Source organism: Lysobacter sp. Hz25, assembly GCF_046097045.1.
In the GTDB taxonomy this organism is placed as follows: domain Bacteria; phylum Pseudomonadota; class Gammaproteobacteria; order Xanthomonadales; family Xanthomonadaceae; genus Lysobacter; species Lysobacter antibioticus_B.
The window spans coordinates 2529534-2554664 of sequence record NZ_CP175666.1; the positions used below are offsets into that span (position 1 = coordinate 2529534).

Here is a 25131-nt window from a genome sequence, read left to right on the forward strand (position 1 = left end):
ACATGCACGACGCGGCAAGGACGCCGCCCTTCGGAAAACTCGTCGCCTGCGCATTGCTGACCGGCATCGGTGCCGGGCTGGCCTTGCCGCATGCGTGCCCGTGGGGAGTTTCGTTACCGGCTTTGATCGCCGCCGCCGTCGCGTGGTGGCGTTTGCCGCGTTGGCGCTGGCTCGCCGCGGCGGTGTTGGGGTTCGCGCTCGCCAGCCTGCATGCGGCCTATGCGCTGAGCCTGCAGTTGCCGCCGGACTGGGAGAAGCGCGAGGTCGTCGTCAGCGGGCGCATCGTCGATCTTCCGCAGCACGAACCGCGCCGCAGCCGTTTTCTGTTTCGTGTCGACGAGGACGCGCAACAGCCCGTGCCCTTGCGCGGCCGCTTGTTGCGATTGGCCTGGTACGACGATGAACTCGAACCGCGTCGCGTGCTGCGGGCCGGCCAGCGTTGGCGTTTCCAGGCGCGGGTGCGGGCGCCGCGCGGCCTGCGCAACCCGGGCGGCCCCGACGCCGAAAAATACGCTTTGATGCAGCGTTTGGCCGCGACCGGCTACCTGCGCGAGCCGGAGCGCGCACGGCTGTTGGCCAAGGCGAGCGGGCTGGATGCCTGGCGCGAATCGATCTCCGACCGCATCGCCGCGACGGTGCGTTCGCCGTCTTCGCGCTTCGTGCGTACGCTCGCGCTCGGCGACACCCGCGGCTTGGACGAGCGCGACTGGAGCGTACTGCGCGCCGACGGCCTGACTCATCTGATCGCGATCTCCGGCTTCCATGTCGGCCTGGTCGCGGGCTTCTTCGCCTTGTTCGCGGGCCGGTTATGGCGGGTCTTCCCCGCGCTGGGGCGACGCTGCCCCGGGGTAGTCGCGGCGGCGGTCGCGGCGATGCTCGGCGGTTTGGCCTATGCGGCCGCGGTCGGCTTCGCCCTGCCGACCGTACGCACCTGGCTGATGATCGCGCTGGTCGCGGCGCTGCGCATGTCGCGCCGGCCTTTTCATGCCTTCGACACCTTGGCGATGGCGGCGATCGCGATGGCCTTGGCCGATCCTTTGGCCTTGCTCGGCGCCGGCTTCTGGCTGAGCTTTCTCGGCGTCGCCTGGCTGCTGTGGTGCCTGCCGGATTCGATGGCGGCGACCGGCTGGCGCGATCGGTTGCGCGGGTTCCTGAGCGCGCAGGGCGTGGCGAGCCTGGGTTTGCTGCCGGTGTGCGTGCTGTTGTTCGGCCAGGCGTCCCTGGCCGGGCCGTTCGCCAATCTGATTGCGGTGCCGTGGTGGAGCCTGGTGGTGGTGCCCTTGGCCCTGCTCGGCACCGGCCTGGAAGCGCTCCACGCCGGCGCCGGCGAGTTCGCCTGGCGCGGCGCCGCGGCTTGTTTCGATGCAAGTTGGCCCGGGTTCGAGTCTCTGGCCGACAGCGGTCTGGCCCTTTGGTGGTTGCCGGAGCCGGCCTGGTTCGCCTTGCCGCTGGCGATGCTGGGCGCGTTCTGGCTGCTGCTGCCGCGCGGCGTGCCCGGCAAGGCGCTGGCGCTGCTGTTGTGGCTGCCTTTGCTGTGGCCGGACCGGCATCTGCCGGAGCCGGGCGAAGCCGAACTGGTCGTGGTCGACGTGGGGCAGGGCTTGTCGGTACTGGTGCGCACGGCGAACCACAGCCTGCTGTTCGACGCCGGGCCCTCGGTGCGCGACGGTTTCGACGCCGGCGAGCGCGCGGTGGTGCCGGCCCTGCATGCGCTCGGGGTGCGCCGCCTCGACCGTGTCGTCGCCAGTCACGGCGACAACGACCACGCCGGCGGTGTGGCCAGCGTGCTGCGTGCGTTTCCGACGCCGGTCGTGTTCGCGCCGCCCGAGGTCGATGGCGAGGCGCTCGAGGGCATCCGCACCCGTCCCTGCGAGGCCGGGCGCAGTTGGGAATGGGACGGCGTGCGCCTGCGTTTCCTGCACCCGCCCCGGCATTTTCCCTACCTGGGCAACGAATCGAGCTGCGTGCTGCGGGTCGAAAGCCGGCACGGCGCGGCGCTGTTGACCGGCGACATCGGCGAGGTGATCGAGCGCGATCTGGTCCGCCGCGCCGGGCTTTCGCCGCAGGAGCGCGTGCGCGCCGAGGTGGTGCTGGTCGCCCACCACGGCAGCGGCGGCTCTTCCGACCCGGATTTCGTCGCCGCCACCGGGGCACGTCATGCCTTGATCTCCAGCGGCCATGGCAACCGCTTCGGCCACCCGCGCGCGGACGTGCTGGAACGCTGGCGGCGAGCGGGGGCGGGCACCCGCGATACCGCCGCCGATGGCGCCTTGCGAGTGGGGCTGCGTGCCGGCGGCATCGCCGTGGAAACGCGACGCCAGACACACCCGCGTCTGTGGGATGCGACCCGGCGTGCGGGCGCTGGGCTATCCTATCGGCCAGATTGATGTCGGCCACGGGCCGGAGGTTCGCGAGTGCTGGAACTGGTCAAGGCCGGCGGTTGGCCGATGATTCCGTTGTTGATCCTGTCGGCGGTGGCGCTGGCGATCATCATCGAACGCCTCTGGACCCTGCGCCGCAGGGCGGTGTTGCCGCCGCAGCTCGGCCAGGAAGTCCGCGCCTGGGCCGCGACCGGCAAGCTCGACCCGGCCCACATCGAGTCGCTGCGCGCGACCGCGCCGCTCGGCGAACTGCTCGCCGCCGCGCTCGACGTCCGCCATCGCCCGCGCGAAGAAATCCGCGAGCGCATCGAGGACGTCGGCCGCCATCTCGTGCACCGCATGGAGCGTTACCTGAACACGCTCGGCACCATTTCCGCCGCCGGCCCGCTGCTCGGGCTGTTCGGCACCGTGGTCGGCATGATCCAGATGTTCATGGTCATCAACGACCACGGCATCGGCGACGTCAACCAACTCGCCGGCGGCATCGGCAAGGCGCTGATCTGCACCGCGACCGGCATGATCGTGGCGATTCCGGCGCTGATGGCCCACCGCTGGTTCCGCGGCCGCATCGCCGAATACATCGTCGCGATGGAGCACGAAGCGATTGCCCTGGTCGACGTGCTGACCCCGGGCACGGTCGAGTCGCGCCAGCAGCATGAGGCGCGCGCGCCGGTGCGCCTGGCCGGCCAGGCCGGCTGAGGCGCCGACGCATGCGCATTCGCGACCATCGCTCCGACGATGAGCCCGAGATCAACCTGGTGCCGTTGATCGACGTGATCCTGGTCCTGATCATCTTCTTCGTCGTCACCGCCACCTTCGACGCGCGCTCGGTGCTCAAGCTCGAACTGCCGCGCGCCACCGGCGAGCCCTCCGGCGACGCCAGCAAGGCCCTGATCGTGCTCGTGAATGCCGAAGGCCGTTATTTCGTCGGCGACCGCGAGGTGCTGCGCGACGATCTGGAATCGCTCAAGACCACGATAGCGGAGGTCGCCGGCAGCGACCGCGACCGCACGGTCATGCTGCGCGCCGATGCGCGCACGCCGTACCAGGCCGTGGTCACCGTCTACGACGCGCTCGGCCAGCTCGGTTTCCGCAGGATCATGAGCGCGACCGCGCCGCCGCAACCCGGTGCCCAGGCCGCCGCGGGGACGGTGCGGTGACAGCCACCGCATCGCCCTGGCAGACCTACCGCCGGTTGCTCGAATTCTCGCGGCCTTACCGCGGACTGCTCTGGATCGCCGCGCTCGGCATGGTGATCGAGGCCGCCGCCGGCGCCGGTTTCACCAAGATCATGGAACCGATCATCAACCAGACCTTCATCGCCAAGAACTCGGCGTTGGCGATCTGGCTGCCGGCGGCCATCGTCGCCTTGTTCGTGCTGCGCGGTCTCGCCGGCTACCTCACCGATTACTACATGGCCAAGTCCGGCCGCGGCGTCGCCCGCGACCTGCGGGTGAAGGTGCTCGGCAAGTACCTGCGCTTGCCGGGTTCGCGCTTCGATACCGAGCCGGTGCCGTCGATGCTGGTGCGGCTGGGCTCCGACAGCGATCAGGTCGCGCAGGCCGCGGTCGACGCGCTCAAGGTCATGGTCCAGCAGTCGCTGCAGGCGCTCGCGCTGCTCGGCGTGATGATCTGGACGAGCTGGCAGGTCACCATCGCCGTCGCGGTGATGGCGCCGCCGCTGGCCTGGGTCATGGACAAAGTCGGCCGCCGCTATCGCCGCATCAGCCACAAGATCCAGGAGAGCGGTGCGCAGTTGCTGCTCGCGGCCGATCAGGCGCTGTCGAACCAGCAGGAAGTGAAGGTCTACGGCGCGCAGCCGACCGAGCTGACCCGCTACGGCGCCATCGCCGACGACTACCTGCGCCTCAGCCTCAAGGTCGAGTCCACCCGCAGCATCGCCTCGGCCATGGTCCAGCTGATGGGCTCGATCGGCCTGGCCTTGCTGCTGCTGGTCGCCAGCCACGAAGCTTTCGCCGGGCGCCTCAGCGCCGGCGGTTTCGTCGCCCTGATGATGTCGATGATGGCGATGATTCCGGCGCTGCGTCAGCTCACCAACGTGCAGAACATGCTGCAGCGCGGCCTGGCCTCGGCCGAGCGCTTGTTCGACGTGCTGGACGCTCCCGACGAATTGGACGAAGGCACGCGCGAACTCGCGCGCAGCCAGGGCCTGGTCGAGTTCCGCGACGTCACCGCGCGTTATCCGGGCCAGGACCGTCCGGCGTTGTCGGACATCAGTTTCGTTGCGCGTCCCGGCACCGTGACCGCCATCGTCGGCCGCTCCGGCAGCGGCAAGTCGACCCTGATCAAGCTGATCCCGCGCTTCTACGACCCCGAGGCCGGGCAGATCCTGCTCGACGGCCATCCCGTGCAGGACTACCGCCTGGCCGACCTGCGTCGCCAGATCGCCCTGGTCGGCCAGCAGGTGATGCTGTTCGACGGCACGGTCGCGGCCAACGTCGCTTACGGCGAATTGCAGGACAGCGACCCAGAGGCACTGCAACGCGCGGTCGGCGGCGCCAATGCCAGCGAGTTCATCGAACGCCTGTCCGAAGGCGTGAACACGCCGATCGGCGCCAAGGGCGGCAAGCTCTCCGGCGGCCAGCGCCAACGCTTGGCGATCGCGCGCGCGATGCTCAAGGACGCACCGATCCTGATCCTCGACGAGGCCACCGCCGCGCTCGACACCGAATCCGAACGTCTGGTCCAGGACGCGCTCGAACGCCTGATGCCGGATCGCACCACCTTGGTCATCGCCCATCGTCTGTCGACGATCGAGCATGCCGACCAGGTGTTGGTGCTCGATCAGGGCCGTATCGTCGAGCGCGGCAGCCACGGGGAATTGCTCGCCCAGGGCGGTCTGTACGCGCATTTGCACCGCATGCAGTTCCGGGAAGCCGAATGAGCGGCGCCTCGGATCGGCAACCGCATGTACCGGCGTATTGGTATGGCGACGTCCCGGTGCCCGCGCATGCGCGCCTGCTCTCGGGCTTGTACGGCGCGGTCACCGACCTGCGCCGCACCCTGTACCGCAAAGGCCTCAAGCGCCGCCGCCACCCCGGCGTGCCGGTGATCGTGGTCGGCAACATCACCGCCGGCGGCGCCGGCAAGACGCCGCTGACGATCGCCCTGGTCCAACGCCTGAAGCAGGAAGGCTGGAACCCGGGCGTGGCCAGTCGCGGCTACGGCCGCGACGACATCGCCACGCCGCTGTGGGTCGAGCGCGATACCGATCCGCGCGTGGGCGGCGACGAGCCGGTGCTGATCGCACGCCGCACGGGCGCCAGGCTGCGCGCCGACCGCGACCGCGCCGCCGCGGCGAAAGCCCTGGCCGACGCCGGCTGCGACATCGTGGTCTGCGACGACGGCCTGCAGCATTACCGGCTCGCCCGCGACATCGAGATCGAAGTCGTCGATGGCCGCCGTCGTTACGGCAACGGCCAATTGCTGCCGGCCGGACCGTTGCGCGAGCCGCCCGAACGCGGCGCCGAATGCGACTTCCGTGTGGTCAACATGCCCAACCTCGCCGGCGACGCCGCCGCCGCGACCACCGGTTTCGGCGAATGGCCGATGCGATTGATCGCCGACCAGGCGCTGCCGCTGCTCGGCGGCCGCCCGCTCAAGCTCGACGCCTTCGTCGGCCAGCGCGTGCACGCGGTCGCCGGCATCGGCGACCCCGAGCGCTACTTCGGCATGCTGCGCAGCCTCGGCATCGCCATCGTGCCGCACGCCTTCGCCGATCATCATCGCTACAGCGCCGCCGATTTCGAATTCGGCAGCCGCCTGCCGGTGCTGATGACCGAGAAGGACGCGGTCAAGATTCCGCTGGCGGGCGAGGGCGCATTCGCCTCGGACCTGCATTACAGCGTGCCGGTGCGTGCCGAATTGCCGGAAGCGTTCTGGGTTTCGCTGCTCGACAAACTGCCGGCGCGCGTCGCACGCTGACGTCGCGCGGCGGCGCGCCGGCGGTGTCCATCGATCCGTCCGAGGCGCCATCGCGCGAGCCCGGTTCGCCGGAGTTCCAAGGCTGGCAGCGGCGCAAGCCGCGCCCCTTCCGTCTATCGCTTCGCCAGCGACCAACCCGAGCTAAGCCGGCCTGATCTAAGCCGGCGCGACGTAAGCCGGCCCGACTTAAGCCGGCCTGACGTAAGCCGGCCTGTCGTAAGCTTGTCCCGCGCCGCACGTGCGCATCGAATTTCTCGCGGCCAGCCGCGATCGTTGGAGCGAACATGAGCCAGGATTTCGTCGTCGCCATTCCCGCCCGCTACGCTGCCTCGCGCCTGCCGGGCAAACCGCTGCGCGAGCTGGCCGGCGAGCCGTTGGTGCTGCACGTCGCCCGTCGCGCCCTCGCGGCCGGTGCGCGCGAGGTCTGGGTCGCGGCCGACGACGAGCGCATCGCCCAGGCGTTGAAGGACAGCGGCGTGCAGGTGGCGATGACATCGACCGAACACGCCTCCGGCACCGACCGTCTTGCCGAGTGCGCCGATATCGCCGGTTGGCGCGACGACACCGTGGTCGTCAACCTGCAGGGCGACGAACCCTTCGCACCGGCCGCGGGCATCGTCGCCACCGCGACCGCCTTGCGCGACAGCGGCGCCGAGATGTCGACCCTGGCCGCGCCGATCGCCGAAGTCGAGGTCTTGTTCGATCCGAACGCGGTCAAGCTGGTGCGTGCCGGCAACGGCGATGCGCTGTACTTCAGCCGCGCGCCGATTCCGTGGCCGCGCGACGCTTTCGCCAACGACCGCCAGCGCATGCCCGGCGGCGGCGAATGGTTGCGCCACATCGGCATCTACGGCTATCGCGCCGGTTTCCTGCGCAAGTTCGCCAAGCTGCGGCCGGGCCGGCTCGAACAGATCGAATCGCTGGAGCAATTGCGCGCGCTCGAAGCCGGCTACCGCATCGCGGTCGGCATCACCCCAGAGCCGTTCCCGCCCGGCGTCGACACCCCCGAAGACCTTGCCCGCGCCGAAGCGCATCTGGCCAGCCGCACGGCGGGCGAGGGTGCCTGAGCCATGCGTCTGCTGATCGTCTGCCTCGGCAATATCTGCCGCTCGCCGGTCGCCGAGGGCGTGCTGCGCGCCCGCATCGCTTCCTCGTCGGTGGCCGGGCGGGTCGAGCTCGATTCGGCCGGCACCGGCGACTGGCACGTCGGGGAGCCGCCGGACCGGCGTTCGATCGCCAACGCCGCCGAGCACGGCGTCGACATCTCCGGCCTGCGCGCGCGCCAACTCGCCGCGTCGGACTACACCGAGTTCGACTGGCTGCTGTGCGCCGACCGCGCCAACCTGCGGGACGTCCGTGCCCGCGCGCCGCGCGGCGCCAGGGCGCGCAGCGCGCTGCTGCTGGATTGGTGCGGCCTGGAAACCGAAGGCGAAGTGCCCGATCCCTACACCGGCGGGCCGGCCCAGTTCGAGCACGTGTTCCAGTTGCTCGACCGGGCCGCCGACGGCGCGATCGCGCGCCTGCGCGAAGAACTGCATCTGCGTTGATCGCCCGATGAGGCGGCAGGCCTCGGCACCGCGCCGGCGCCGGTCGACCCGGATGGCGGCGGGCGGGGGCACCGAACAAACGCCGCAGACTCGCCGGCCGGGCCGCCGCCATGGCGCGCACCGATTTGCCGTTCGCGGCTCGACCGCCTTGCCGTCCGGGCCGTTACCCGATGCATTCGGCCCCAAGGCCCGGTTCGGGCCCTTGCGCTCGCGCATAATCAACCCAATCCAGAACCCGGCCCTTTGTTTCCGGTTCCCCGATCTGCCGATGCCCGCCACCGCGCCCGCCCGTTCGAACGCTCTCAATCGTGCCGTCGCCGGCGCGCGGGCGATGCCCGCCTGTGCCGCGCCCGGCCTCGTCGCGAGCGTTCGCGCGCACCCGCAAGCGAGAGCCTCGTGACGACCGCCTCCCAGCCCGCAGCGTTCGACGGCAAGGCCTTCGTCAAGCATCTGAGCACCGCGCCGGGCGTCTATCGCATGATCGGCGCCGACGACAACGTGCTCTATGTCGGCAAGGCCGGGGCGCTGCGCAACCGCGTATCGAGTTATTTCAACGCCACGCCGAAGTCCACGCGCATCATGTCGATGCTGTCGCAGACGGTACGCATGGAGGTCACGGTCACCCGCACCGAGGCCGAGGCGCTGATCCTCGAGAACCAGCTGATCAAGTCGCTCAAGCCGCGCTACAACGTGCTGCTGCGCGACGACAAGAGTTACCCCTACGTATTGATGACCCAGGAAGCCTGGCCGCGCATCGCCATGCACCGCGGGCCGCGCGCGATCCCGGGCCGCTACTTCGGTCCTTACGCAAGCGTCGGCGCGGTGCGCGACACGCTCAACCTGATGCACAAGCTGTTCCGCCTGCGCAGCTGCGAGGACAGCGTGTTCCGCAATCGCTCGCGGCCTTGTCTGCAACACCAGATCGGTCGTTGCAGTGCGCCCTGCGTCGGCCTGGTGCCGGCGCGCGACTATGCCGAGAGCGTGCGTCGCGCCGGGCTGCTGCTCGACGGACGCAGCGACGAGCTCACCGACGAACTCGGCCGGAGCATGGAAGAGGCGAGCATGCGCCTGGATTTCGAGGACGCCGCACGCCTGCGCGACCTCATCACCGGCATCCGCACCTTGCAGGCGCGCCAGTACGTCGACGGCCGCGCCGCCGACCTCGACGTGCTCGCGGTGGCGATGCAGGGGGTCTCGGCCTGCGTGCTGCTGCTGGCGTTCCGCGACGGCCGCAACCTCGGCACGCGCGCGTTCTTTCCCAAGACCAACGGCAGCGACAACCCCGAGGAAGTGCTGGCCGCGTTCGTCTCGCAGTACTACGCCGAGCAACCGCCGCCGCGCGAAATCGTGCTCGATCGCGACCTGCCCGATCGCGAACTGCTCGAGCACGCGCTGTCGAGTTCGGGCGAGCGCCGGGTGCAGATCAAATGCAACGTGCGCGGCGAACGCGCCGGTTATCTCGACATGGCGCGGCGCAATGCCGAGCTCGCGCTCGGCACCGAACTGACCAGCCACGCCGCCCAGCTCGCACGCGCCGAGGCGCTGCGCGACCTGCTCGGCATGCCGTCGCTGCCGGCCCGGATCGAGTGCTTCGACATCAGCCACACCATGGGCGAGGCCACCGTGGCCTCGTGCGTGGTGTTCGATGCCGAGGGGCCGGTACGCGGCCAGTACCGCCGCTACAACATCGCCGGCATCGTCGAGGGCGACGACTACGCCGCCATGAACCAGGCGATTTCGCGCCGGTTCCGGCGCGCGGTCGAGGAAAACGGGGTGGTCCCGGACGTCCTGCTGATCGACGGCGGCGCCGGGCAGGTGGCCCAGGCCCGCGCTGCCCTGGAAGAGCTCGGGGTCGAGGGGCTGATCCTGGTGGGCGTGGCCAAGGGCCCGGCCCGCCGTCCCGGCGATGAAGAACTGCTGCTCCCGGACGGCCGGGTGGTCCGCCCGGGCGCCGAATCGCCGGCCCTGCAGCTGGTCCAGCAGGTTCGCGACGAGGCGCACCGTTTCGCCATCACCGGCCATCGGGGGCGTCGCCAGAAGGCCCGCAACAGCAGTAGGCTGGAAGACATTCCCGGTATCGGACCGCGTCGGCGCGCTAATCTGTTGCGGCATTTCGGCGGTTTGGGCGGCCTGAAGGCCGCCGGGATCGAGGAGATTTCCCGGGTCGAGGGGGTCAACGAAGCCCTGGCCGAGCGCATCTACGCCGCCTTGCACGGGCTGGACGCGCCCGCCGAGGCCGCGGTTACGGGCACTATCCAAAAGGGCGCCGCTGCGGCGGCGACGGGCGGCAAGAAGCAGGGGGCCGCGGTTGCGGCACCCGATCGCAAGCGGAGTGAAGGATGAAGTTGACCATACCCACCATGCTGACTCTGGCCCGGATCGTGCTGATCCCGGTGCTGGTGGTGGTGTTTTTCCTGGACTATCCGTGGACCAACTTCGCCGCCGCGTTCATTTTCGCCTTCGCCTCGATCACCGATTGGCTCGACGGCTGGATCGCGCGCCGTTACGACCAGTACTCGGCATTCGGCGCATTCCTCGACCCGGTGGCCGACAAGCTGATGGTCGCGGTGGCGCTGCTGCTGATCGTGCAGAAGCATCCGACGGTGTGGATGACCTTGTGGGCGGCGGTCATCGTCGGTCGCGAAATCGCCGTTTCCGCGCTGCGCGAATGGATGGCCGAGCTCGGTCAGCGCGCCGCGGTGAAAGTGGCCTCGATCGGCAAGATCAAGACCATCGTGCAGATGGTCGCGCTGGTTTGCCTGCTTTATCAGGAGCGCGTGTGGGGTTTGCCGATCTTCGGCATCGGCGAATGGTTGCTCGCTGCAGCGGCCTTGCTAACTTTGTGGTCGGGACTAGCGTATTTACGCGCGGCATGGCCTATAATGCGCGAGGACGCCAACAAGCCCACGAACTGATCGCATCGGTTCGGCGCGAACGAAGCCCTGGCAGGCAACGAACGCATCGGGGACTGAATCGTTTCCAGGCATCGAAAAAAAGTAGTTGACACTTTTCTTTCGATCCCTAAAATATCGCTTCCTTCAGCGGGAATAGCTCAGTTGGTAGAGCACGACCTTGCCAAGGTCGGGGTCGCGAGTTCGAGTCTCGTTTCCCGCTCCAAATTAGAGGACCTCCGGTAACGGAGTCACCCTCAGAAACAAAACCCCGCCCGCGGGGTTTTGTTTTTTCAGGCGAAGGCTTGCAGCGATTGCAAGCCGACGCAGCCGCAGGCAGTATGCTGTGGCAAGTCACCGGCCGGGTGGCAGAGTGGTTATGCAGCGGACTGCAAATCCGCGTACGCCGGTTCAATTCCGACCTCGGCCTCCAATTCGAAAAACGATCAGGGCAACCTGGTCGTTTTTTTTGCGCCATCGTTTCGTGCGAATCGACCGAAGCGGGACGGTTGCGCGGCGGCATCGCCGATCCCGGTTCGAGATTGCGTCGTGCGCATTCGGGGTCGGTTCGATCCATTCAGGCACTTGCGCAGGCGTACGTGCCGAGTTTGCCCGGAGGCTGCCCGGTACCCGCGTGCATCGACGATCGCGAGCATCCGCAGTGGGCCACTTCGCCGCGACGGCGTCGCGGATTCGACAGGCAGAGCGTCGGGATCGGATCGGGCACGCAGGCTGTCGTGCCCCGATCCGCAAGCGCATTGCCGACCCGTCCTCACGGCACAGTCGAGTGCGTCGCATCGCCGTTGTCCGGAGCAAGCGAAACCGTCCCCGGATGGTTCGGACAGCGCTCTTGGTGTCGTGTCGCGCACGGCTGTCGTAAGCTATCGCGGTCACCGCATCCTGCCCGGATGGCGAAATCGGTAGACGCAGCAGACTTAAAATCTGCCGGGGGCAACTCCGTGCCGGTTCGATTCCGGCTCCGGGCACCATCGCGCGGTTCTGGGAAAACGTTTGGATTTGCGCTTCCGGTGCAGCGCCCCCAGCGCGGCACGCGGCCTGCCGAAAACCGCTTTCCCAGCAGGTTTTTTCCACACTGCATCGGATATCGCGCTCGGCTCGTTCGGGTGCCGCGTGTGTGCCGATAACGAAGCGGCCGCGCCGGCCCGGGTCAAACCTTCTTCCAGAAAATGATCGTCCCGGTCAGCCCGCCATGCGGTTTGAGGGCGTAATCGGGAATCTCCCCGGCGCGAACGTAGCCCAGCTTTTCGTAGAAGGCCGATGCGCCTTCGTCGGCGGCGGTGTCGAGCACGAGCAACGAGCGTCGGTGCTCGACAGCGAGTGTTTCGACGGCGCGTATCAGCGATGAAGCCACGCCCCGGCCGCGATAGTCGCGGCGCGTCATCAGTTTGGCGATCTCGCCGCGATGCGGTTGATTGGGCGGGCAATCGAGCAACAAGGTCACGGTGCCCGCCAACGTGTCTTCATCGAAAGCGCCGAGCACGATGCGCGCGCCGAGATCGGCCGCGAGCAGCGAGTTGTGCCAGAACGCTTGGGCCTGTTCCGACGACAGGGGATGCATGAAGCCCACCGAGCCGCCGTAAGCGACGACGTCGACCAGCAGTTCGCTCAGCATCGATAGGATTTCGGCCGAGCAGGAGAGTGGTCGGATCTCGAAGGCGGGCATATCGATGGAGTGCGTATCGGTGGAAAGCATGCGGCTCAGCTCCTGGCCAGTACGACGAGGTAGACGCAAGGTCTCGGGGTGTCGTTGGCAAGGGTGACGTCCGACGGCGCGCCGAAGCCGAGGCAGTCGCCGGCCTGCAATCGGTGGCTTTCGCCGCCTTCGACGATGCTGAGCTCGCCCTTGGTCACCCGGATCGCCTGGCGGATGCGCGCGTAGGACGAGGCGGGCAGGCAGACGCGCCGTCCCGCGGGCATCTCGACCTCGACGATCTCGACCGGGTGGTCGGAGCGGACGAACACCTGTTTGCGCCGATAGCCGGTTTCCGGGTCGCGCCAAACCGGTTGCGCGTCGGCTCGCGACAGCCGGCCGGCATCGCCTTCGGCGCGCAGCAGCAGCCCGGCCAGGGTCAGGTCGAACGCGCCGGCCAGGCGGACCAGCAGCGCCGCGGTCGGGCTGGTCTCGCCGCGCTCGATCTTGCTGATCGCGGCCTTCGACACCTCCGAGCGCGCCGCCAGGTCGGCCAGGGACCAGCCGCGGGTTTCGCGCTCCAGGCGTATCCGGCGGGCCAGTTGCAGGCTGGAATCATCCAATAAAGTAGTCATTTGTATCTTTTACTAGACGGTCCCGGCTGGCGTCAATTGCCTTCCCGTCGAGAAGGGGCAGGCCGACCGGTAGCGCGTGAACGCTGTCGAGGAGGCCGTGCAGCAAGGCGCTCAGCCTGGGCCGACGGCGATTCGACCCGGCCGCACCGATGGAATGCGGCCTGCCGTGGTGGTCGTCGGCCAGCACAGGCCTGGATCGATTCACGTGAGGCTAACGCTTGGGGGCGCAGGCTGGCCCGTCACCACGACGCAATGTCGTATTCAGCCATTCAGGCGCAGAAGATTCTTTTCCTTCCGCATCAGCTTCGCACTCCCGCGTCCGGCGAGTGCACGGTCTTGGTCGTTTATCGCGTCGCTGGAGACCGTAAAGAACGATCGGCGTGACTGGCGTTTGCGGGTTCCGCATCCGGTGTTGGTGCGGCTTCGGCTGCAGCGCCGGCGCGGCACGACCGGATCGCCGGCGCGCCGAATCGTAGAGTCAACGATCCATCAGGAAAAGCGAGGCGGCGAGGAAAATCTTCGCCGTCGTTTAGGTGCGAGCCAAGGAGTCGACGGTGCGGGACTCGAAGTCCGGCACTGCCGCAACGGCTCGCGATGGAATCAGCCGGGCGCAACGCAACCCGTTCGCCGTGTGCCGGAGAGATCGATGCAAGAGAACGTCGAATGGTTCTATTTCACGCTGGGAAACGGCCAGAGCATCGGGCCGCTGCAACTGCGGCGAATCTGGATGGAAGCCTGCAGCTCCACCAATGTGAGCGTTCACCGCACGCATCGTCTGTTGTTGGGAAAACAGACGGCGATCTATTCCTTGCGCGCTTCGCCCAGGCTCGGCGATCTGCGCATCGTCGAGTCGCGTCTTCGCCGGCTGCTGGACGATTCCAGGCTCAGCAGTGTCTTAACTTTCGTGTCGCATTGAGGTTTTCATGCAGCTTATGTTCGATATCGCCGTTGGCAAATGCGAATCCATCGACCAATCGTCGGTGACGGTTCGCCTCGACAGCGCCATCGTCAGTCGTCTCATCCCCGGTCGTGCCTGGAGCCGCTCCGGCACCAGCATCCTTAAAATCAGCCTGCGCCTGTGCAGCGAGCGCAGGCCGCCCAAGGTCGGCAGCGAGACCTTCCTGCAGCGAGAGGCCTTGTTGCGCAATCCGATCGCCAGCCTCGATCTGCTCGGCGACGGCGAGTTCACGCCTGTCAGGCTGCGCTCGCTCGGCACCGATACCGATCCGCAGTTGCCCGAGGCGGCGCCCGTCCGCGGCAAGGCCGACCGCGCACCCTCGCGTCCGCGCAAGGATTCCTGACCCGGCTCGGCATGGCATAGCCCTTCGTGGGCGGCTCAGGGCGCTGGTCTCAAGTGCGACTGCGCCCGGATTCAGTCAATTCAGCGTTTGCTGCGACGCAGCATGTATGTGACCGATTTGGCACATACGCTCGTGAAGCGACCGGTCGGGTCGCCAGCCAATACCTGAAGCCAAAACCTGAAGGGCATGAGCCAATGAAGTCGTCATTTCGTATCGCCTTGCTGTGTGGCGCGGTGCTTTCCGCGCTCGGTGTTTCCTCCGCCGCGGTCGCCGGCGGCAGGCCGGACCTGGTCCTGGCCGGGCTGAAGGCCGGCCGTGCGCATCAACCGGGAGAGCTCCTGGTCAAATACCGCGACGGCAGCAATGCCGTGCAGCAGGCTTCGGCCCGCCAGGCGTTCGGGCTGCAGAAGCTCGAGACCCTGCGCGGCGGCAATTCCTCCCGCGGGGAGCTGGCGCTGATGCGGGTGCCGGCCGGACGCGATCTGGCGGCGACCTTGTACGAACTCGGCAAAAACCCGAGCGTCGAATACGCAGAACCGAACTGGCAGTACGAACATCAGGCCAGCTCGAACGACACCTATTACACCAACGGTTCCCTGTGGGGCATGTACGGCTCCGGATCGAGCCCGGCGAACCCGTACGGCTCGCAGGCCGCGGTGGCCTGGGCCGGCGGCCACACCGATTGCAGCAACGTCGTCGTCGGCATCATCGACGAAGGCTATATGTATTCGCATCCGGACCTGGCCGCCAACGCCTGGACCAACCCCTACGATCCGGTCGACGGCGTCGACAACGACGGCAACGGCTATATCGACGACGTGCGCGGCTGGGACTTCGAAGGCAACGACAACCAAGTCTTCGATGGCGCAGGCGACGATCACGGCACCCATGTGGCCGGCACCATCGCCGGTGCGGGCGGCAACGGGCAGGGCGTGGCCGGCGTGTGCTGGAGCGGCGTCAAGCTGATCAGCGGCAAGTTCCTCGGCCGCCGCAGCGGCACCACCGCCAATGCGATCAAGGCGATCGACTACTTCAACGACTTGAAGTCGCGCCACGGCCTGAACATCGTCGCGACCAACAACTCCTGGGGCGGCGGGCCGTTCTCGCAGGCCCTGCAAGACGCGATCGGCCGCGCCAACACCGCCGGCATCCTGTTCGTGGTCGCCGCCGGCAATGCCGGGGTCAACTGCGAAACCTCCGACTGTTATCCGGCCGAGTACCCGAACCCGAACGTGCTGTCGGTAACGGCGTTGCGTTCCGACGGCTCGCAGATCTACAGCTACGGCTCGACCACGATCGATATCGGTGCGCCGGGCTACGGCATCTGGTCGACCGTGCCGGTGTCGTCGAAGGGCAACGTCATACCCAGCTATGCGAGCTACAACGGCACCTCGATGGCGACGCCGCACGTGACCGGTGCGGTCGCGTTGTATGCGTCCTCGCATCCGGGCGCAACCGCGGCCGACATCAAGAGCGCGATCATGAGTTCGGCGATCGCGACGCCGTCGTTGAGCGGCAAGACGGTCAGCGGCGGGCGTCTCAACGCCAGCGGCTTCTGAGGCCTCGCTAAAGACCGGTCGTAAAAGACCGACCGTTAAAGAACAGGCCCCGGGAAACCGGGGCCTGTTCGTTGTTGCGACGGGTGAGGATCAGTTCTGCGCCGGCGTGTTCTCGGCGAAGTATTCGTGGCTGTCGGCGTTGTCGAGCGCGTTGGTCGGGTTGCTGATCGCGAGGCTCTTCGCGCCGGCCTGGCCGTAGACATGATCGTCGGTGCCGGCGACGGCATCGAAGTGGCTCATCTCGTGGATCAGGGTGCCGGCCTTGGAGTCGGTGCCGGTCAGCGACGCGGACCAGAACGCGCGGCAGACGTAGATCTCGTAGGGCTGGTTCGGATAGACGTAGGCGTAGTACTTCTGGTTGCAGCCGCAGTTGACGGTGATGGCGCCATTGCTCTGGTCCATGGCGGCGTCGATGGCGACGAAGTGCTGGCTGGCGGTGCCGTAGCGTTGCGAGGTGTAGGCGCCGAACCAGGTGGTGTAGCGCGGGCCGACGGTGCCGGCGCCGAGATAGCTCTTGGCGTTTTCCGAATAACCACGCGCGGCGGTGATGGCGCTGCCGATGGTGTCGATCTGGGTCGCGCTGCAGCTCTTGTAGGACACGCCGTTGACGACGCTGCCGCCGCCGCCACCGGGCTTGCCCTGGCCGCTGACCTCGCCCTTGCCGCTGACCCACAGGCTCAGCGGAGCGCTCTTGGCGACCAGCGGTAGGCCGTTGTCCTGGCGCAGCAGCTTGCCGTCCGACAGCGAGGCGAACTGCAGCGGCGAATCCAGGGCGACCACGTATTGGCCGCTTTGCGAGAAGTCGTAGGCCTTGGACAGGTCGACGACGCTGCGCAGGGTTTCGCCGGCGCGCAGGATGGTGAAGTCGGCCGCATCGGGCAGGCCGCGCTTGATCATCGGGCCGTTATAGGAAACCGCCGCGCCGTCGCGGCTGATCTCGAACAACTTGGACTCGGCGAGATTCGAGGGCAGTTGCCATGTGGGCACGCGAGCGGTGTGACGGCTGGTGTTGGTGACGGTGACTTCGACCTGGCCGCCGAAGTGTCCGTTCTGATCGGCGAGCGCCATCAAACCGATGCGCAAAGGATTGTTCTTTTCGTGTGGCGGGGCGGCGGTGACGGAGGCGATCGCGCCGGCGAGAACGACGCTGCCCGCGACGGCGGACATGAGACTGATTTTCATTCAAAAATCCCCGAGAAAATGAACGGCAAAGTCCGCGAGGGCGGACATGTCCACGTAACCAGAATGTCGCCCTGAATGCATTGTGCGACGCATCACGCTTTAATCGGTCGAGGTTAAGGCGTGCGGCGGATACTGCGGTGGAAGAGCCGGCAAAAACGTATGCTCGGCGCCTTCATCCGGACTTCACGCACGATCACGACGAGGTGTTTGCCATGCGGTACATGAAGCGAGCGGGTATGGCCCTATTGCTGGGTTTGAGCCTGGCCGGGGCCGCGCAAGCACAGACGGTCGGTTACAACATCCGCACCGGCGACGTCTGGGTCGATACGCGGCTTGGCGAGATCAACGACTACGGTCGCCGGTATCGCGAGCCCTTCATCAACGAGGTCAGCGGTTATTACGGCGCACCGCGTTCGCTGATCGACGAATTGCTCGATCGCCGCGGCTGGGCCCCCGGCGACGTCTACTACGCGTGCGCCATCGCGCGTTCGCTCGGCGTGCCGTGTCTGAACGTCGTGCGCGAATACGATCGCAACCCCGGCCAGGGTTGGGGCGCCGTCGCCAAGCGCATGGGCATCAAGCCGGGTTCGCCGGCCTTCCACGCGCTCAAGCGCGGCGCGGTCGGCACCTACGACCGTTGGGGCTATCCGATCACCGTCAATCAGTCGGTGCACGTCGATTGGGCCCAGCACGGACCCGGCAAGGGCAAGAGCAACGGACATCCCGGCGGCAAGAAGAGCGGCGCCGGGTCCTCGCATTACGACCACCCGAGTTCGAAAGGAAACGGCCGCGGCAACTCCGACAAGGGCGGCGGCCATGGCAAGGGGCAGGGTGGCGACAAAGGCCACGGCGGCGGCAAGGGCCAGGGCAAAGGAAAGGACAAGGGTCACGGCTGAGTCGGGCCGGTAAAAAACGGACCCGAGGCGTCAGCCTCGGGTTTCGTTCAATGCAACTGGCAAAGACTGTGCCAGTCGCTGAGATTTTTCGGGTTTAAGGCGCGGTTCGCGCGCCAGGCGCGAGCCGAAGCGCTGCGCCGAGGTCATCGCCGCGATACGCGATCGCAGTTCCCGATTGATCGAACGCAGACGCAGACGCAGCCGCAGCCGCAGCCGCAATGGCATGCGCGTCCGAACGCAGCGCAATACCTCCCCGCTTCTTACGAATAGACGCCGACGGCCCGCGCCGTCGCGGCGCCTGCGACGCCGATCGGCGATTCTGTCCCGGTCGCGATGCTGGCAGGCCGGGGAAGCTGCTTCATTCGCGGTCGACGTCAGGAATCTCGCATTCGACAGGGGAGTCGGCATCGAATGCGATGCTTCCGGCGCGCCGCAGGTCCAGGGACGACCGTCGGGATCGCCGATCTGCTTCATCACGACATTCCACCCAACGCAGGATGCGGCATGTCGCCGCGTGTCCTGTACGGCGCGACGGGCGCGCCTCGCGCCCGGCGTTTCATCGGCGCTCTTAAAAGGATATTCATGCGCTCCATTCTGCTTTCCAGCCTGGCCCTGTCGGCCGCGATGTTCAGTGCCAGCTCGCTGGCTTGCGACACCGTCGTCACCTCGGCCAATCCGCATATCACCGCGCCCGGAAAATACTGCCTGGCCGGGAATCTTGGCGTCCCCATCGTCATCACCGGCGAAGACATCGAGTTCGATTGCAAGGGACGGACCCTGGCCAATCCCGACCCGAACGGAGGCCCTGCCGCCATTACGGTCGATTCCTGGTCGAAGGTGACGGTACGCAACTGCCGCATCGAGGGCTATTCGCTCGGCATCCACCTGCGCACGCGATCCGGCGATCAACTGCTCAACAACACCGTGGTCCGCCCGTACGATGCGGGCATCGTGATCTTCGGCGACAGCCCGCCGGACGGTACAGGGGCGCGGGTGGTCGGCAATCGCGTCATCGATTACGGCAACCCGAACATCTCGCCGTGGCGCGAGGCCATCCAGATCACGATGGCGCCGCGCACCGTCGTCACCAACAACGTGATCGCCGGCTACAGCGGCGGCGGCCTGCTCGTCGACCGCTCGGCCGACGTGCAGGCGACCGGCAACCAGTTCCTCGATTTCCCGGACAATACCGATCGGATCATCGAGCTGCGTCAGTCGCCGCGGGCGCGGCTGGTGCACAACTCGATCATGCTGCGGACGCGTTCGGGCGTGCAGGGGCTGATCGGCGGCAGCAGTGCGACCTGCATCGAGAACGTCGCCATCAACACCGCGCGTTCGGGCTTCTCCGAGTGCGCGGTCACCCGCTACAACGTCGAAGAGCCGTCGCCGTTCATGCCGTAAGCCTGTGCTGAAACGCCGGCGCTGCGTTCGCAGCGCCGGCGTTCTCGCGCATGCGGCCCGCTTCTGCCGAGGCGCAGGAGCCAGCGGGGTTTCAGCGCTCTGCACATGGCGTCGCCACCGCAGCCTTGCTAGGCTTTGCGCATCCATCCAAGCCCGGGCCGCTGTCGCTGCGGCAGCGGGCGTGCGCGTCGCCAGGAGTCCGTCTCGATGTCCATCCTCGTTACCGGCAGTGCCGGCCACCTCGGTGAAGGCCTGATGCGCCGTCTGCGCGCGCAATCGCGCGACGCCGTCGGCATCGACATCAAGGCCTCCGGGTTCACCGGCCAGGTCGGTTCGATCGCCGATCGCGCTTTCGTCCGGCGCGCCATGCAAGGCGTGCGCGCGGTGGTGCACACCGCGACCCTGCACAAGCCGCACGTCGCCACCCACCGCTACCAGGATTTCGTCGACACCAACGTCACCGGCACGCTCGTGCTGCTCGAGGAAGCGGTCGCGGCCGGCGTCGAATCCTTCGTTTTCACCAGTACCACCAGCGCGTTCGGCGCAGCCTTGAAGCCGGTGCCCGGCGGCCCGGCCACCTGGATCACCGAAGCGGTGACGCCGGTGCCCAAGAACATCTACGGCACCACCAAGATCGCCGCCGAAGGCCTGTGCGAACTGTTTCATCGCAAGCACGAGCTGCCGGTGCTGGTGTTGCGGACCTCGCGTTTCTTTCCCGAGGACGACGACGACGCCTCGGTGCGCGACGTCTACGCACCGGCCAACGTCCAGGCCAACGAATTGCTGTATCGCCGCGCCGACATCGAGGACATCGTCGACGCGCATCTGCGTGCCGTCGAACGCGCGCCGGCGCTCGGCTTCGGCCGTTACATCGTGTCGGCTACCGCGCCGTTCGGTCGCGACGATCTGCTCGCCTTGCGTCAGGACGCCGCCGCGGTGGTGGAGCGGCTGTTCCCGGATTGCCGCGAGTTGTACGCGGCCAAGGGCTGGCGGCTGTTTCCGCAGCTCGACCGGGTCTACGTCAACGAACTGGCCCGCCGCGACCTGGGGTGGGAACCGCGTTACGGTTTCGCCTACGTGCTCGATTGCCTGCGCGCCGGCATGGATTTCCGCAGCGCGCTCGCCCACGAGGTCGGCGTGAAGGGCTATCACGACCGCGTGTTCGAGGGCATGCCGTATCCGGTGGCTTGAAGCGGAGCGGACCGCGCTGAGGTGGCCGCAAGCGCGGGGTAGCAGCGGCGCGAGCGGTGAGAGCGGCATTGCGCGCGGCCGCGGAGGTGCCTGGGCCGGAAGTTCACGGTCGCGACTTGCCTCGCTCCTACTCAAAAGCAGGGGCGGATCGTGGACGCAGAGCAGGGCTGGAGCGGTGTCGGCACGCGGCGATGACTGCTGCATCCGTTCTCGCAGCGCAGCAAGATGCGTCGCGGCCATCGTCTTTCGCCGCCTAACCGGTCTCGTTTCCGCGCCGTGTCGGGCCTGGAATAGGGAAAACCGCCGTCAGCTGGCTAGAATGCGGATCATCGCGATCGGAGCTTTGCGGCGGGTACGTCCGGTCGCCGACGCTCCGGCCGCCGTCGATTGGACGCAGCGCCGAGGAGTAGACGAGATGGCGATCGATTCTGGCCGGCCCCTGCCGCACCCGCCTGTAACCCGCCGCACCGCTGCGGCCCCGCGCCTGCGATCGCAGGCCGCCTCATCCATGCCGCGCCCGGCGTCGTCGGCCGGGACCGTTTGCGCTTTATGAGCTGGACCGCACTGATCTGCCTGGGGGCCAGCGACGGCCCGCGTGTCGAGAATCTGCTGTTGTCGGCGGCGCAGCTGCTGGCCGAGTTCGACGATGCCGCCGATGCAAGCGCCTTGCGCGCATGCTCGGAACTGTACGGCGACCGCCATCGCGTCCATCGCGGCGGCGCCACGGTTAACCTGATGCTGGCGATGAAGGTCGCGCCGCGCTGGTCGATCGAAACCATGGAGCGCCGTTTCAAACAGATCGAGGCGGCGTTCGGACGCGAGCGCGATCCGCAACGCGCGCTGCCGGTGCCATTGGACATCGACCTGGTCGGCAGGATCGACGGCGAGGTGCAGTGGCAGGATCGCTACGACCCGGCCCGGCCGTATCTGTTCCATGGCCTGCATCAACTGACATTGCCGTTGTTGCGCAAGGCGCTCGACGCCGTCGCCTTGCAGCGCGGCTTCCGCCCCGAACACAATGCGATGGGTTTCTATCCCTTGGCCGGAGCGGATTTCGTCGAACGTTTCCTGCACGCCCAGGCCGAGCCTGCCACCGCCGCCAAGGAGGCCAGCTGATGTCCGAACGCATCACTCTCGTTACCGGCGCTTCGCAACGCATCGGCCGGGCTATCGTCGAAGCCTGTCTGCAACGCGGCGAGCAGGTCGTCGCCCATCGCCGCCGCGCCGCTTCGACGCCGCCGCCGTACTCGGCGCCGGTGCACGAATGGAGCTGGGACATGACCGAGCCGCTGCAGGCCTTGCCGCCGGTGGAGGTGACCGACCTGGTTCTCAATGCCTCCCTGTTCGAGCGCGGCCATGCCTGGGGCGACCTCGGTGCCGGCGATACCGACGAGGAGCGCGAGCGCCTGGAGCGCCACCTGCGGGTCAACCTGATCGCGCCCTGGGAGCTGGTGATCGGCCTGCACCAGCGGCGTCCGCTGCGCTCGGTGGTGGTGATGCTCGACACCTATCTCGATCGCTCCTTCGCCGGTCATGCGGCCTATCAGGTCAGCCGCGCCGCCGGTGCCGGCATGGTGCGTGCGCTCGCCGCCGAGCTCGCGCCGACCCGTGTCAATGCGGTCGCCCCGGGCACCGTACTGCCGTCGGCGCGCGACCCGGCCGAACGCGCCGAACAGGAAGACGCGATCGCCGCGCGCACCGTGCTCGGTCGCATCGGCACGGTCGAGGCCGTGGTCGAGGCGGTGTTGTATCTGCGCGATGCCAGCTACAGCACCGGCGAAATCCTGCGCATCGACGGCGGCCGCTTCAAACTCTGAGCGCGGCGAACGCCGAGTGCGGCCTGCGCCGGTCGGCGTTGCAAAGGCGCGACAGGCCGGTCCATGGATGCGCTCGTGGCGGCGCCGGGCGCTGCCCATAATCGGCGCATTGCCATCGCCAACTCGCCAGGGAAGACCGCATGAGCGCCACCCACAGCCACGACTACGACGCGGTCATCGCGACCCTGGCGGATTATTTCGACGGTCTGTACTACAGCGACACCGCCCGATTGCGTCGCGCCATGCATCCGCAGGCGCATTACGTCTGTGCGACCGACGGCAGTTTGTTGAAGCTCGACATGGAGGCGTATTGGGCGGTCGTCGAGCAACGCGCATCGCCGGCCAGCCAGGGCGCCGCACGCGAGGATAAAATCGTCTCGATCGAATTCGCCGGCCCGGTGACCGCGTTCGCGCGGGTCGAATGCGCGATCCCGCCGAAGCGCTTCACCGATCTGCTGACCCTGATCAAGCTCGACGGCCGCTGGCAGATCATCTCGAAGGTGTTTCACTACGAACTCGACGCTGCCTGATCGGGCGGCAGCGCCGCGGCCTCGCTGTGGCGACGCGCGTCGGATGCGCTCGCGGACGCCCGGAGCGCGCAACGCGCTCCGGGGATGGGTTTCGAGTAGCGTTTGGCTCAGGATTGTGCGGCCAGTTGCGCCACGCGGCGCCCGATCTGCGCCTGCGCGGCCTCGGCGTTCTCTTTCGCGCGCTGCCACGCCGATCGCGCCGCGTCTTCGGCCTGTTCCCAGTTCAATACCGAGCCGAGACGGATGCGTTGATAGCGGGCCCTCAAGTCCAGGCGGGGATCGTCGAAGTCGCGGTCCGGATGTTCGAGGTGGGCGGCGATGCCGACGTAGAACGCAGGTGCGTAATCGCTGAAACGCAGGCCGTCGCGATAGAAACCGGCGCTGCGGAACTGACTCGCCCAGTAGCTCAAGCCGGGCGTGGTCGGGGCGGGGCGGCCTTGCAGGGTGCTCGTCATCACACAGGCTCCGCTCTGGGAACCCCCTGTGGGGCGAATCTTGCCCGATCCCGGCGTTAGTCTTTCGTGTACGGAACGTTCAATCCCCGCTGTCGGAGGCGGGGCGGCCGGGTTCGAGCCGGGGTGGGCCGGGTCCCGTACCCCGGGCCCCGACCCCGAGGCTGGCCACGGCCCTGGCGCCGGTCATCGGAAGCCGTCGGCGGCGGCCCGCTTGCGCATTCAGGCCCGGGCGAGCAGGGTATGCTGGTAGCCGCCGCAACCCCCGGCGGTACTCGTCTCGATGATCCAGGCCGCTGGGAGCGTGCGTGACTGGAATTGCCGACACCTCATTCGACCCGGTTCGAGCGACCGAACATCTGCGGTTCGTGCGCCGCATCTACCAGATGCGCACCCTCGGCCTGGGGACGGGGTTCTTCGCCGTCGCGGGGGTCTTGTACGAACACGATGCCAGCGCCTGGGTCTGGGCGCTGCTGTTCGCCAACGGCTATCTGTGGCCGCCGCTGGCCTATCTGGTCGCCTCGCGCAGCGTCGACCCCGAGTTCGCCGAGTACCGCAACCTGGTGATCGATTCGGCCCTCGGCGGGATCTGGATCGCGGTCATGCATTTCAACGTCGTGCCGAGCGCGCTGCTGGCCGTGATGCTGTCGGCCGACAAGATCAGCGTCGGCGGCTGGCGTTTCTTCGTGCGCACCGCGACCGCGCAGCTGTTCACCTGCGCCACGGTCTGGGCGCTGCTGGGCTTTCCGTTCGCGCCGGACAGCTCGATGCCGGTGATCCTGGCCAGCCTGCCTTTCATGTTCGTCTATCCCATGGCGATCAGCAGCGCGGCCTACGGCCTGGCGCGCAAGGTCGTGCGCCAGAACAAGCAGCTCGATCAGCTGAGCCGTACCGATCCGCTGACCGGCCTGCAAAATCGCCTGCATTGGGACGATTCGGCCACCGCGACCATGACCTACTGCGCGCGCTCCTCGAAGGGCGCGGCCTTGATCCTGATCGACATCGACCGCTTCAAGGAGATCAACGACTTCCACGGCCACCTGGTCGGCGATGCGGTGTTGCGGCGCGTCGCCGGCACCCTGCACGAGGTGGTGCGCCTGACCGACACCGCCAGCCGCATCGGCGGCGACGAGTTCGCCCTCATCCTCATGGACACCGGCCTGGAGGCGGCGGTGGCGATCGCCGAACGCATCCGCAATGCGGTCGAGGACGCGCGCTTCGACGAAGCGCCGGCCTTGCGCTGCACGGTCAGCGTCGGCGTCGCGACGACCGGGCCGAAAACCATCAGCGCGGCCATGTGGATGCGCCATACCGACAGCGCCCTGTATCGCGCCAAAGAGCTCGGGCGCAATGCGGTGGTGGTGGCCGAGGATTGAGATGAGCGGGGGACGCGCGCCGCTGATGTGGACACGCTGGACGCCGGGCCCGGGCTGGGCCGGCTTCGACGCGCACCGGGCGCTGTCGGACGCGATCTGGAGCGGGCTGTCCGAGGCCGACGGCGTTTGGCAGTACATGAATTTCAGCCAAGACCACTCGATCTGGGAACACCGCGCCGACGGCAGCGAGATCGTGATCCAGTACCGGGGCGAGCGCATCGACAGCCTGCATTCCAGCGCGGGCGAGGCGCAGGATTACCTGCGCGCGGCGTTGGCGCCGTTCGGCCTGATCGCGCAGGAAGGCCCGGCGCCTTAGCCGCAGTCGCCCAGTGCCCCGTGGGCGGAGCGATCCGGGTGTCTTTACCGGCGCCCCGGA

24 protein-coding genes, 3 tRNA genes and 1 pseudogene are annotated in these 25131 nt (G+C 67.7%); 23 read left to right on the forward strand and 5 right to left on the reverse strand.

From position 1 onward, the window contains the following. The first annotated feature begins 2 nt into the window (after window positions 1-2). The 12 genes and pseudogenes from ACKN61_RS10570 to ACKN61_RS10625 all read left to right on the forward strand — a co-directional run bounded on the left by ACKN61_RS10570 (window position 3) and on the right by ACKN61_RS10625 (window position 11753). Complete coding sequence (locus tag ACKN61_RS10570; protein WP_408953418.1) at window positions 3-2387, forward strand: DNA internalization-related competence protein ComEC/Rec2; 2385 nt, start codon at window positions 3-5, stop codon at window positions 2385-2387. Between the two features lie 27 nt (window positions 2388-2414). Further along, complete coding sequence (locus ACKN61_RS10575; RefSeq protein WP_036148319.1) at window positions 2415-3080, forward strand: MotA/TolQ/ExbB proton channel family protein; 666 nt, start codon at window positions 2415-2417, stop codon at window positions 3078-3080. Between the two features lie 11 nt (window positions 3081-3091). Beyond that, window positions 3092-3541 carry a biopolymer transporter ExbD gene (locus ACKN61_RS10580; protein ID WP_031371449.1) on the forward strand — a complete coding sequence of 150 codons (450 nt, stop codon included), beginning with the start codon at window positions 3092-3094 and terminating at the stop codon, window positions 3539-3541. Beyond that, complete coding sequence (msbA, locus tag ACKN61_RS10585; protein WP_408953419.1) at window positions 3538-5286, forward strand: lipid A export permease/ATP-binding protein MsbA; 1749 nt, start codon at window positions 3538-3540, stop codon at window positions 5284-5286. Before ACKN61_RS10580 ends, msbA begins: the two co-directional genes overlap by 4 nt. Next, on the forward strand, window positions 5283-6326 hold the full coding sequence (gene lpxK / locus ACKN61_RS10590) for a tetraacyldisaccharide 4'-kinase (RefSeq protein WP_408953420.1): 1044 nt from the start codon (window positions 5283-5285) through the stop codon (window positions 6324-6326). Before msbA ends, lpxK begins: the two co-directional genes overlap by 4 nt. Window positions 6327-6610: 284 nt before the next feature. Further along, window positions 6611-7393 carry a 3-deoxy-manno-octulosonate cytidylyltransferase gene (gene kdsB / locus ACKN61_RS10595; protein ID WP_408953421.1) on the forward strand — a complete coding sequence of 261 codons (783 nt, stop codon included), beginning with the start codon at window positions 6611-6613 and terminating at the stop codon, window positions 7391-7393. A gap of 3 nt (window positions 7394-7396) precedes the next feature. After that, entirely contained in the window at window positions 7397-7873 is a 477-nt protein-coding gene (locus ACKN61_RS10600) for a low molecular weight protein-tyrosine-phosphatase (protein WP_408953422.1), read from the forward strand. A 396-nt stretch (window positions 7874-8269) separates the two neighbouring features. Then, window positions 8270-10111: pseudogene (gene uvrC / locus ACKN61_RS10605) on the forward strand (excinuclease ABC subunit UvrC); the annotation flags it as partial. A 101-nt stretch (window positions 10112-10212) separates the two neighbouring features. Further along, the gene (pgsA, locus tag ACKN61_RS10610; protein ID WP_031371443.1) at window positions 10213-10788 is read left to right on the forward strand and encodes a CDP-diacylglycerol--glycerol-3-phosphate 3-phosphatidyltransferase; all 576 of its coding nucleotides are present in this window, start codon (window positions 10213-10215) and stop codon (window positions 10786-10788) included. 126 nt (window positions 10789-10914) lie between these two features. Continuing rightward, window positions 10915-10990 (forward strand) — tRNA-Gly (locus tag ACKN61_RS10615). A 133-nt stretch (window positions 10991-11123) separates the two neighbouring features. Then, window positions 11124-11197, forward strand: a tRNA-Cys gene (locus tag ACKN61_RS10620). A 469-nt stretch (window positions 11198-11666) separates the two neighbouring features. After that, window positions 11667-11753 (forward strand) — tRNA-Leu (locus tag ACKN61_RS10625). Between the two features lie 179 nt (window positions 11754-11932). On the opposite strand, the gene ACKN61_RS10630 is transcribed toward ACKN61_RS10625, so the two are convergent. Together ACKN61_RS10630 and ACKN61_RS10635 are read right to left on the reverse strand one after the other, a co-directional pair. Next, window positions 11933-12478 carry a GNAT family N-acetyltransferase gene (locus tag ACKN61_RS10630; protein WP_408953423.1) on the reverse strand — a complete coding sequence of 182 codons (546 nt, stop codon included), beginning with the start codon at window positions 12476-12478 and terminating at the stop codon, window positions 11933-11935. A gap of 5 nt (window positions 12479-12483) precedes the next feature. Beyond that, the gene (locus ACKN61_RS10635; RefSeq protein WP_408953424.1) at window positions 12484-13050 is read right to left on the reverse strand and encodes a helix-turn-helix domain-containing protein; all 567 of its coding nucleotides are present in this window, start codon (window positions 13048-13050) and stop codon (window positions 12484-12486) included. A 76-nt stretch (window positions 13051-13126) separates the two neighbouring features. On the opposite strand from ACKN61_RS10635, the gene ACKN61_RS10640 reads away from it, so the two are divergent. The 3 genes from ACKN61_RS10640 (at window position 13127) to ACKN61_RS10650 (ending at window position 15910) form a co-directional block, all read left to right on the forward strand. Further along, window positions 13127-13966 carry a hypothetical protein gene (locus tag ACKN61_RS10640; RefSeq protein ID WP_408953425.1) on the forward strand — a complete coding sequence of 280 codons (840 nt, stop codon included), beginning with the start codon at window positions 13127-13129 and terminating at the stop codon, window positions 13964-13966. Window positions 13967-13982: 16 nt separating this feature from the next. Continuing rightward, complete coding sequence (locus tag ACKN61_RS10645; protein WP_408953426.1) at window positions 13983-14351, forward strand: hypothetical protein; 369 nt, start codon at window positions 13983-13985, stop codon at window positions 14349-14351. A 194-nt stretch (window positions 14352-14545) separates the two neighbouring features. Next, a complete protein-coding gene (locus ACKN61_RS10650) occupies window positions 14546-15910 on the forward strand; it encodes a S8 family peptidase (RefSeq protein WP_408953427.1) in 1365 nt (454 codons plus the stop codon). 90 nt (window positions 15911-16000) lie between these two features. Here ACKN61_RS10650 and ACKN61_RS10655 read toward each other — a convergent pair whose 3' ends face one another. After that, on the reverse strand, window positions 16001-17092 hold the full coding sequence (locus tag ACKN61_RS10655; RefSeq protein WP_408953428.1) for a M35 family metallo-endopeptidase: 1092 nt from the start codon (window positions 17090-17092) through the stop codon (window positions 16001-16003). Window positions 17093-17328: 236 nt separating this feature from the next. Here ACKN61_RS10655 and ACKN61_RS10660 point away from each other — a divergent pair, with 236 nt between their 5' ends. Next, on the forward strand, window positions 17329-17988 hold the full coding sequence (locus tag ACKN61_RS10660; protein ID WP_408953429.1) for a hypothetical protein: 660 nt from the start codon (window positions 17329-17331) through the stop codon (window positions 17986-17988). 30 nt (window positions 17989-18018) lie between these two features. Here the strand turns inward: ACKN61_RS10660 and ACKN61_RS10665 are convergent, their stop codons facing one another. Continuing rightward, window positions 18019-18462, reverse strand: a complete 444-nt coding sequence (locus ACKN61_RS10665) for a hypothetical protein (protein ID WP_408953430.1) — start codon at window positions 18460-18462, stop codon at window positions 18019-18021. A gap of 108 nt (window positions 18463-18570) precedes the next feature. Here ACKN61_RS10665 and ACKN61_RS10670 point away from each other — a divergent pair, with 108 nt between their 5' ends. From ACKN61_RS10670 to ACKN61_RS10690, 5 genes are all read left to right on the forward strand, one after another. Next, entirely contained in the window at window positions 18571-19389 is an 819-nt protein-coding gene (locus ACKN61_RS10670) for a right-handed parallel beta-helix repeat-containing protein (protein WP_408953431.1), read from the forward strand. A 207-nt stretch (window positions 19390-19596) separates the two neighbouring features. Continuing rightward, window positions 19597-20580 carry an NAD-dependent epimerase/dehydratase family protein gene (locus ACKN61_RS10675; protein WP_408953432.1) on the forward strand — a complete coding sequence of 328 codons (984 nt, stop codon included), beginning with the start codon at window positions 19597-19599 and terminating at the stop codon, window positions 20578-20580. Between the two features lie 549 nt (window positions 20581-21129). Next, a complete protein-coding gene (locus ACKN61_RS10680) occupies window positions 21130-21696 on the forward strand; it encodes a hypothetical protein (RefSeq protein WP_408953433.1) in 567 nt (188 codons plus the stop codon). Continuing rightward, window positions 21696-22397 carry an SDR family NAD(P)-dependent oxidoreductase gene (locus ACKN61_RS10685; protein WP_408953434.1) on the forward strand — a complete coding sequence of 234 codons (702 nt, stop codon included), beginning with the start codon at window positions 21696-21698 and terminating at the stop codon, window positions 22395-22397. The genes ACKN61_RS10680 and ACKN61_RS10685 overlap by 1 nt, the downstream gene beginning before the upstream one ends. A 140-nt stretch (window positions 22398-22537) precedes the next feature. After that, window positions 22538-22927, forward strand: coding sequence for a nuclear transport factor 2 family protein (locus ACKN61_RS10690; protein WP_031371431.1), 390 nt, complete (start codon window positions 22538-22540; stop codon window positions 22925-22927). A gap of 107 nt (window positions 22928-23034) precedes the next feature. Here ACKN61_RS10690 and ACKN61_RS10695 read toward each other — a convergent pair whose 3' ends face one another. Then, window positions 23035-23382 carry a hypothetical protein gene (locus ACKN61_RS10695; protein ID WP_408953435.1) on the reverse strand — a complete coding sequence of 116 codons (348 nt, stop codon included), beginning with the start codon at window positions 23380-23382 and terminating at the stop codon, window positions 23035-23037. Between the two features lie 305 nt (window positions 23383-23687). Between ACKN61_RS10695 and ACKN61_RS10700 the strand changes: the two genes are divergently transcribed. Both ACKN61_RS10700 and ACKN61_RS10705 read left to right on the forward strand, forming a co-directional pair. Then, window positions 23688-24755, forward strand: a complete 1068-nt coding sequence (locus ACKN61_RS10700) for a diguanylate cyclase (protein ID WP_408953436.1) — start codon at window positions 23688-23690, stop codon at window positions 24753-24755. 1 nt (window position 24756) lies between these two features. Then, entirely contained in the window at window positions 24757-25071 is a 315-nt protein-coding gene (locus tag ACKN61_RS10705; protein ID WP_408953437.1) for a hypothetical protein, read from the forward strand. Window positions 25072-25131 lie beyond the last annotated feature (60 nt).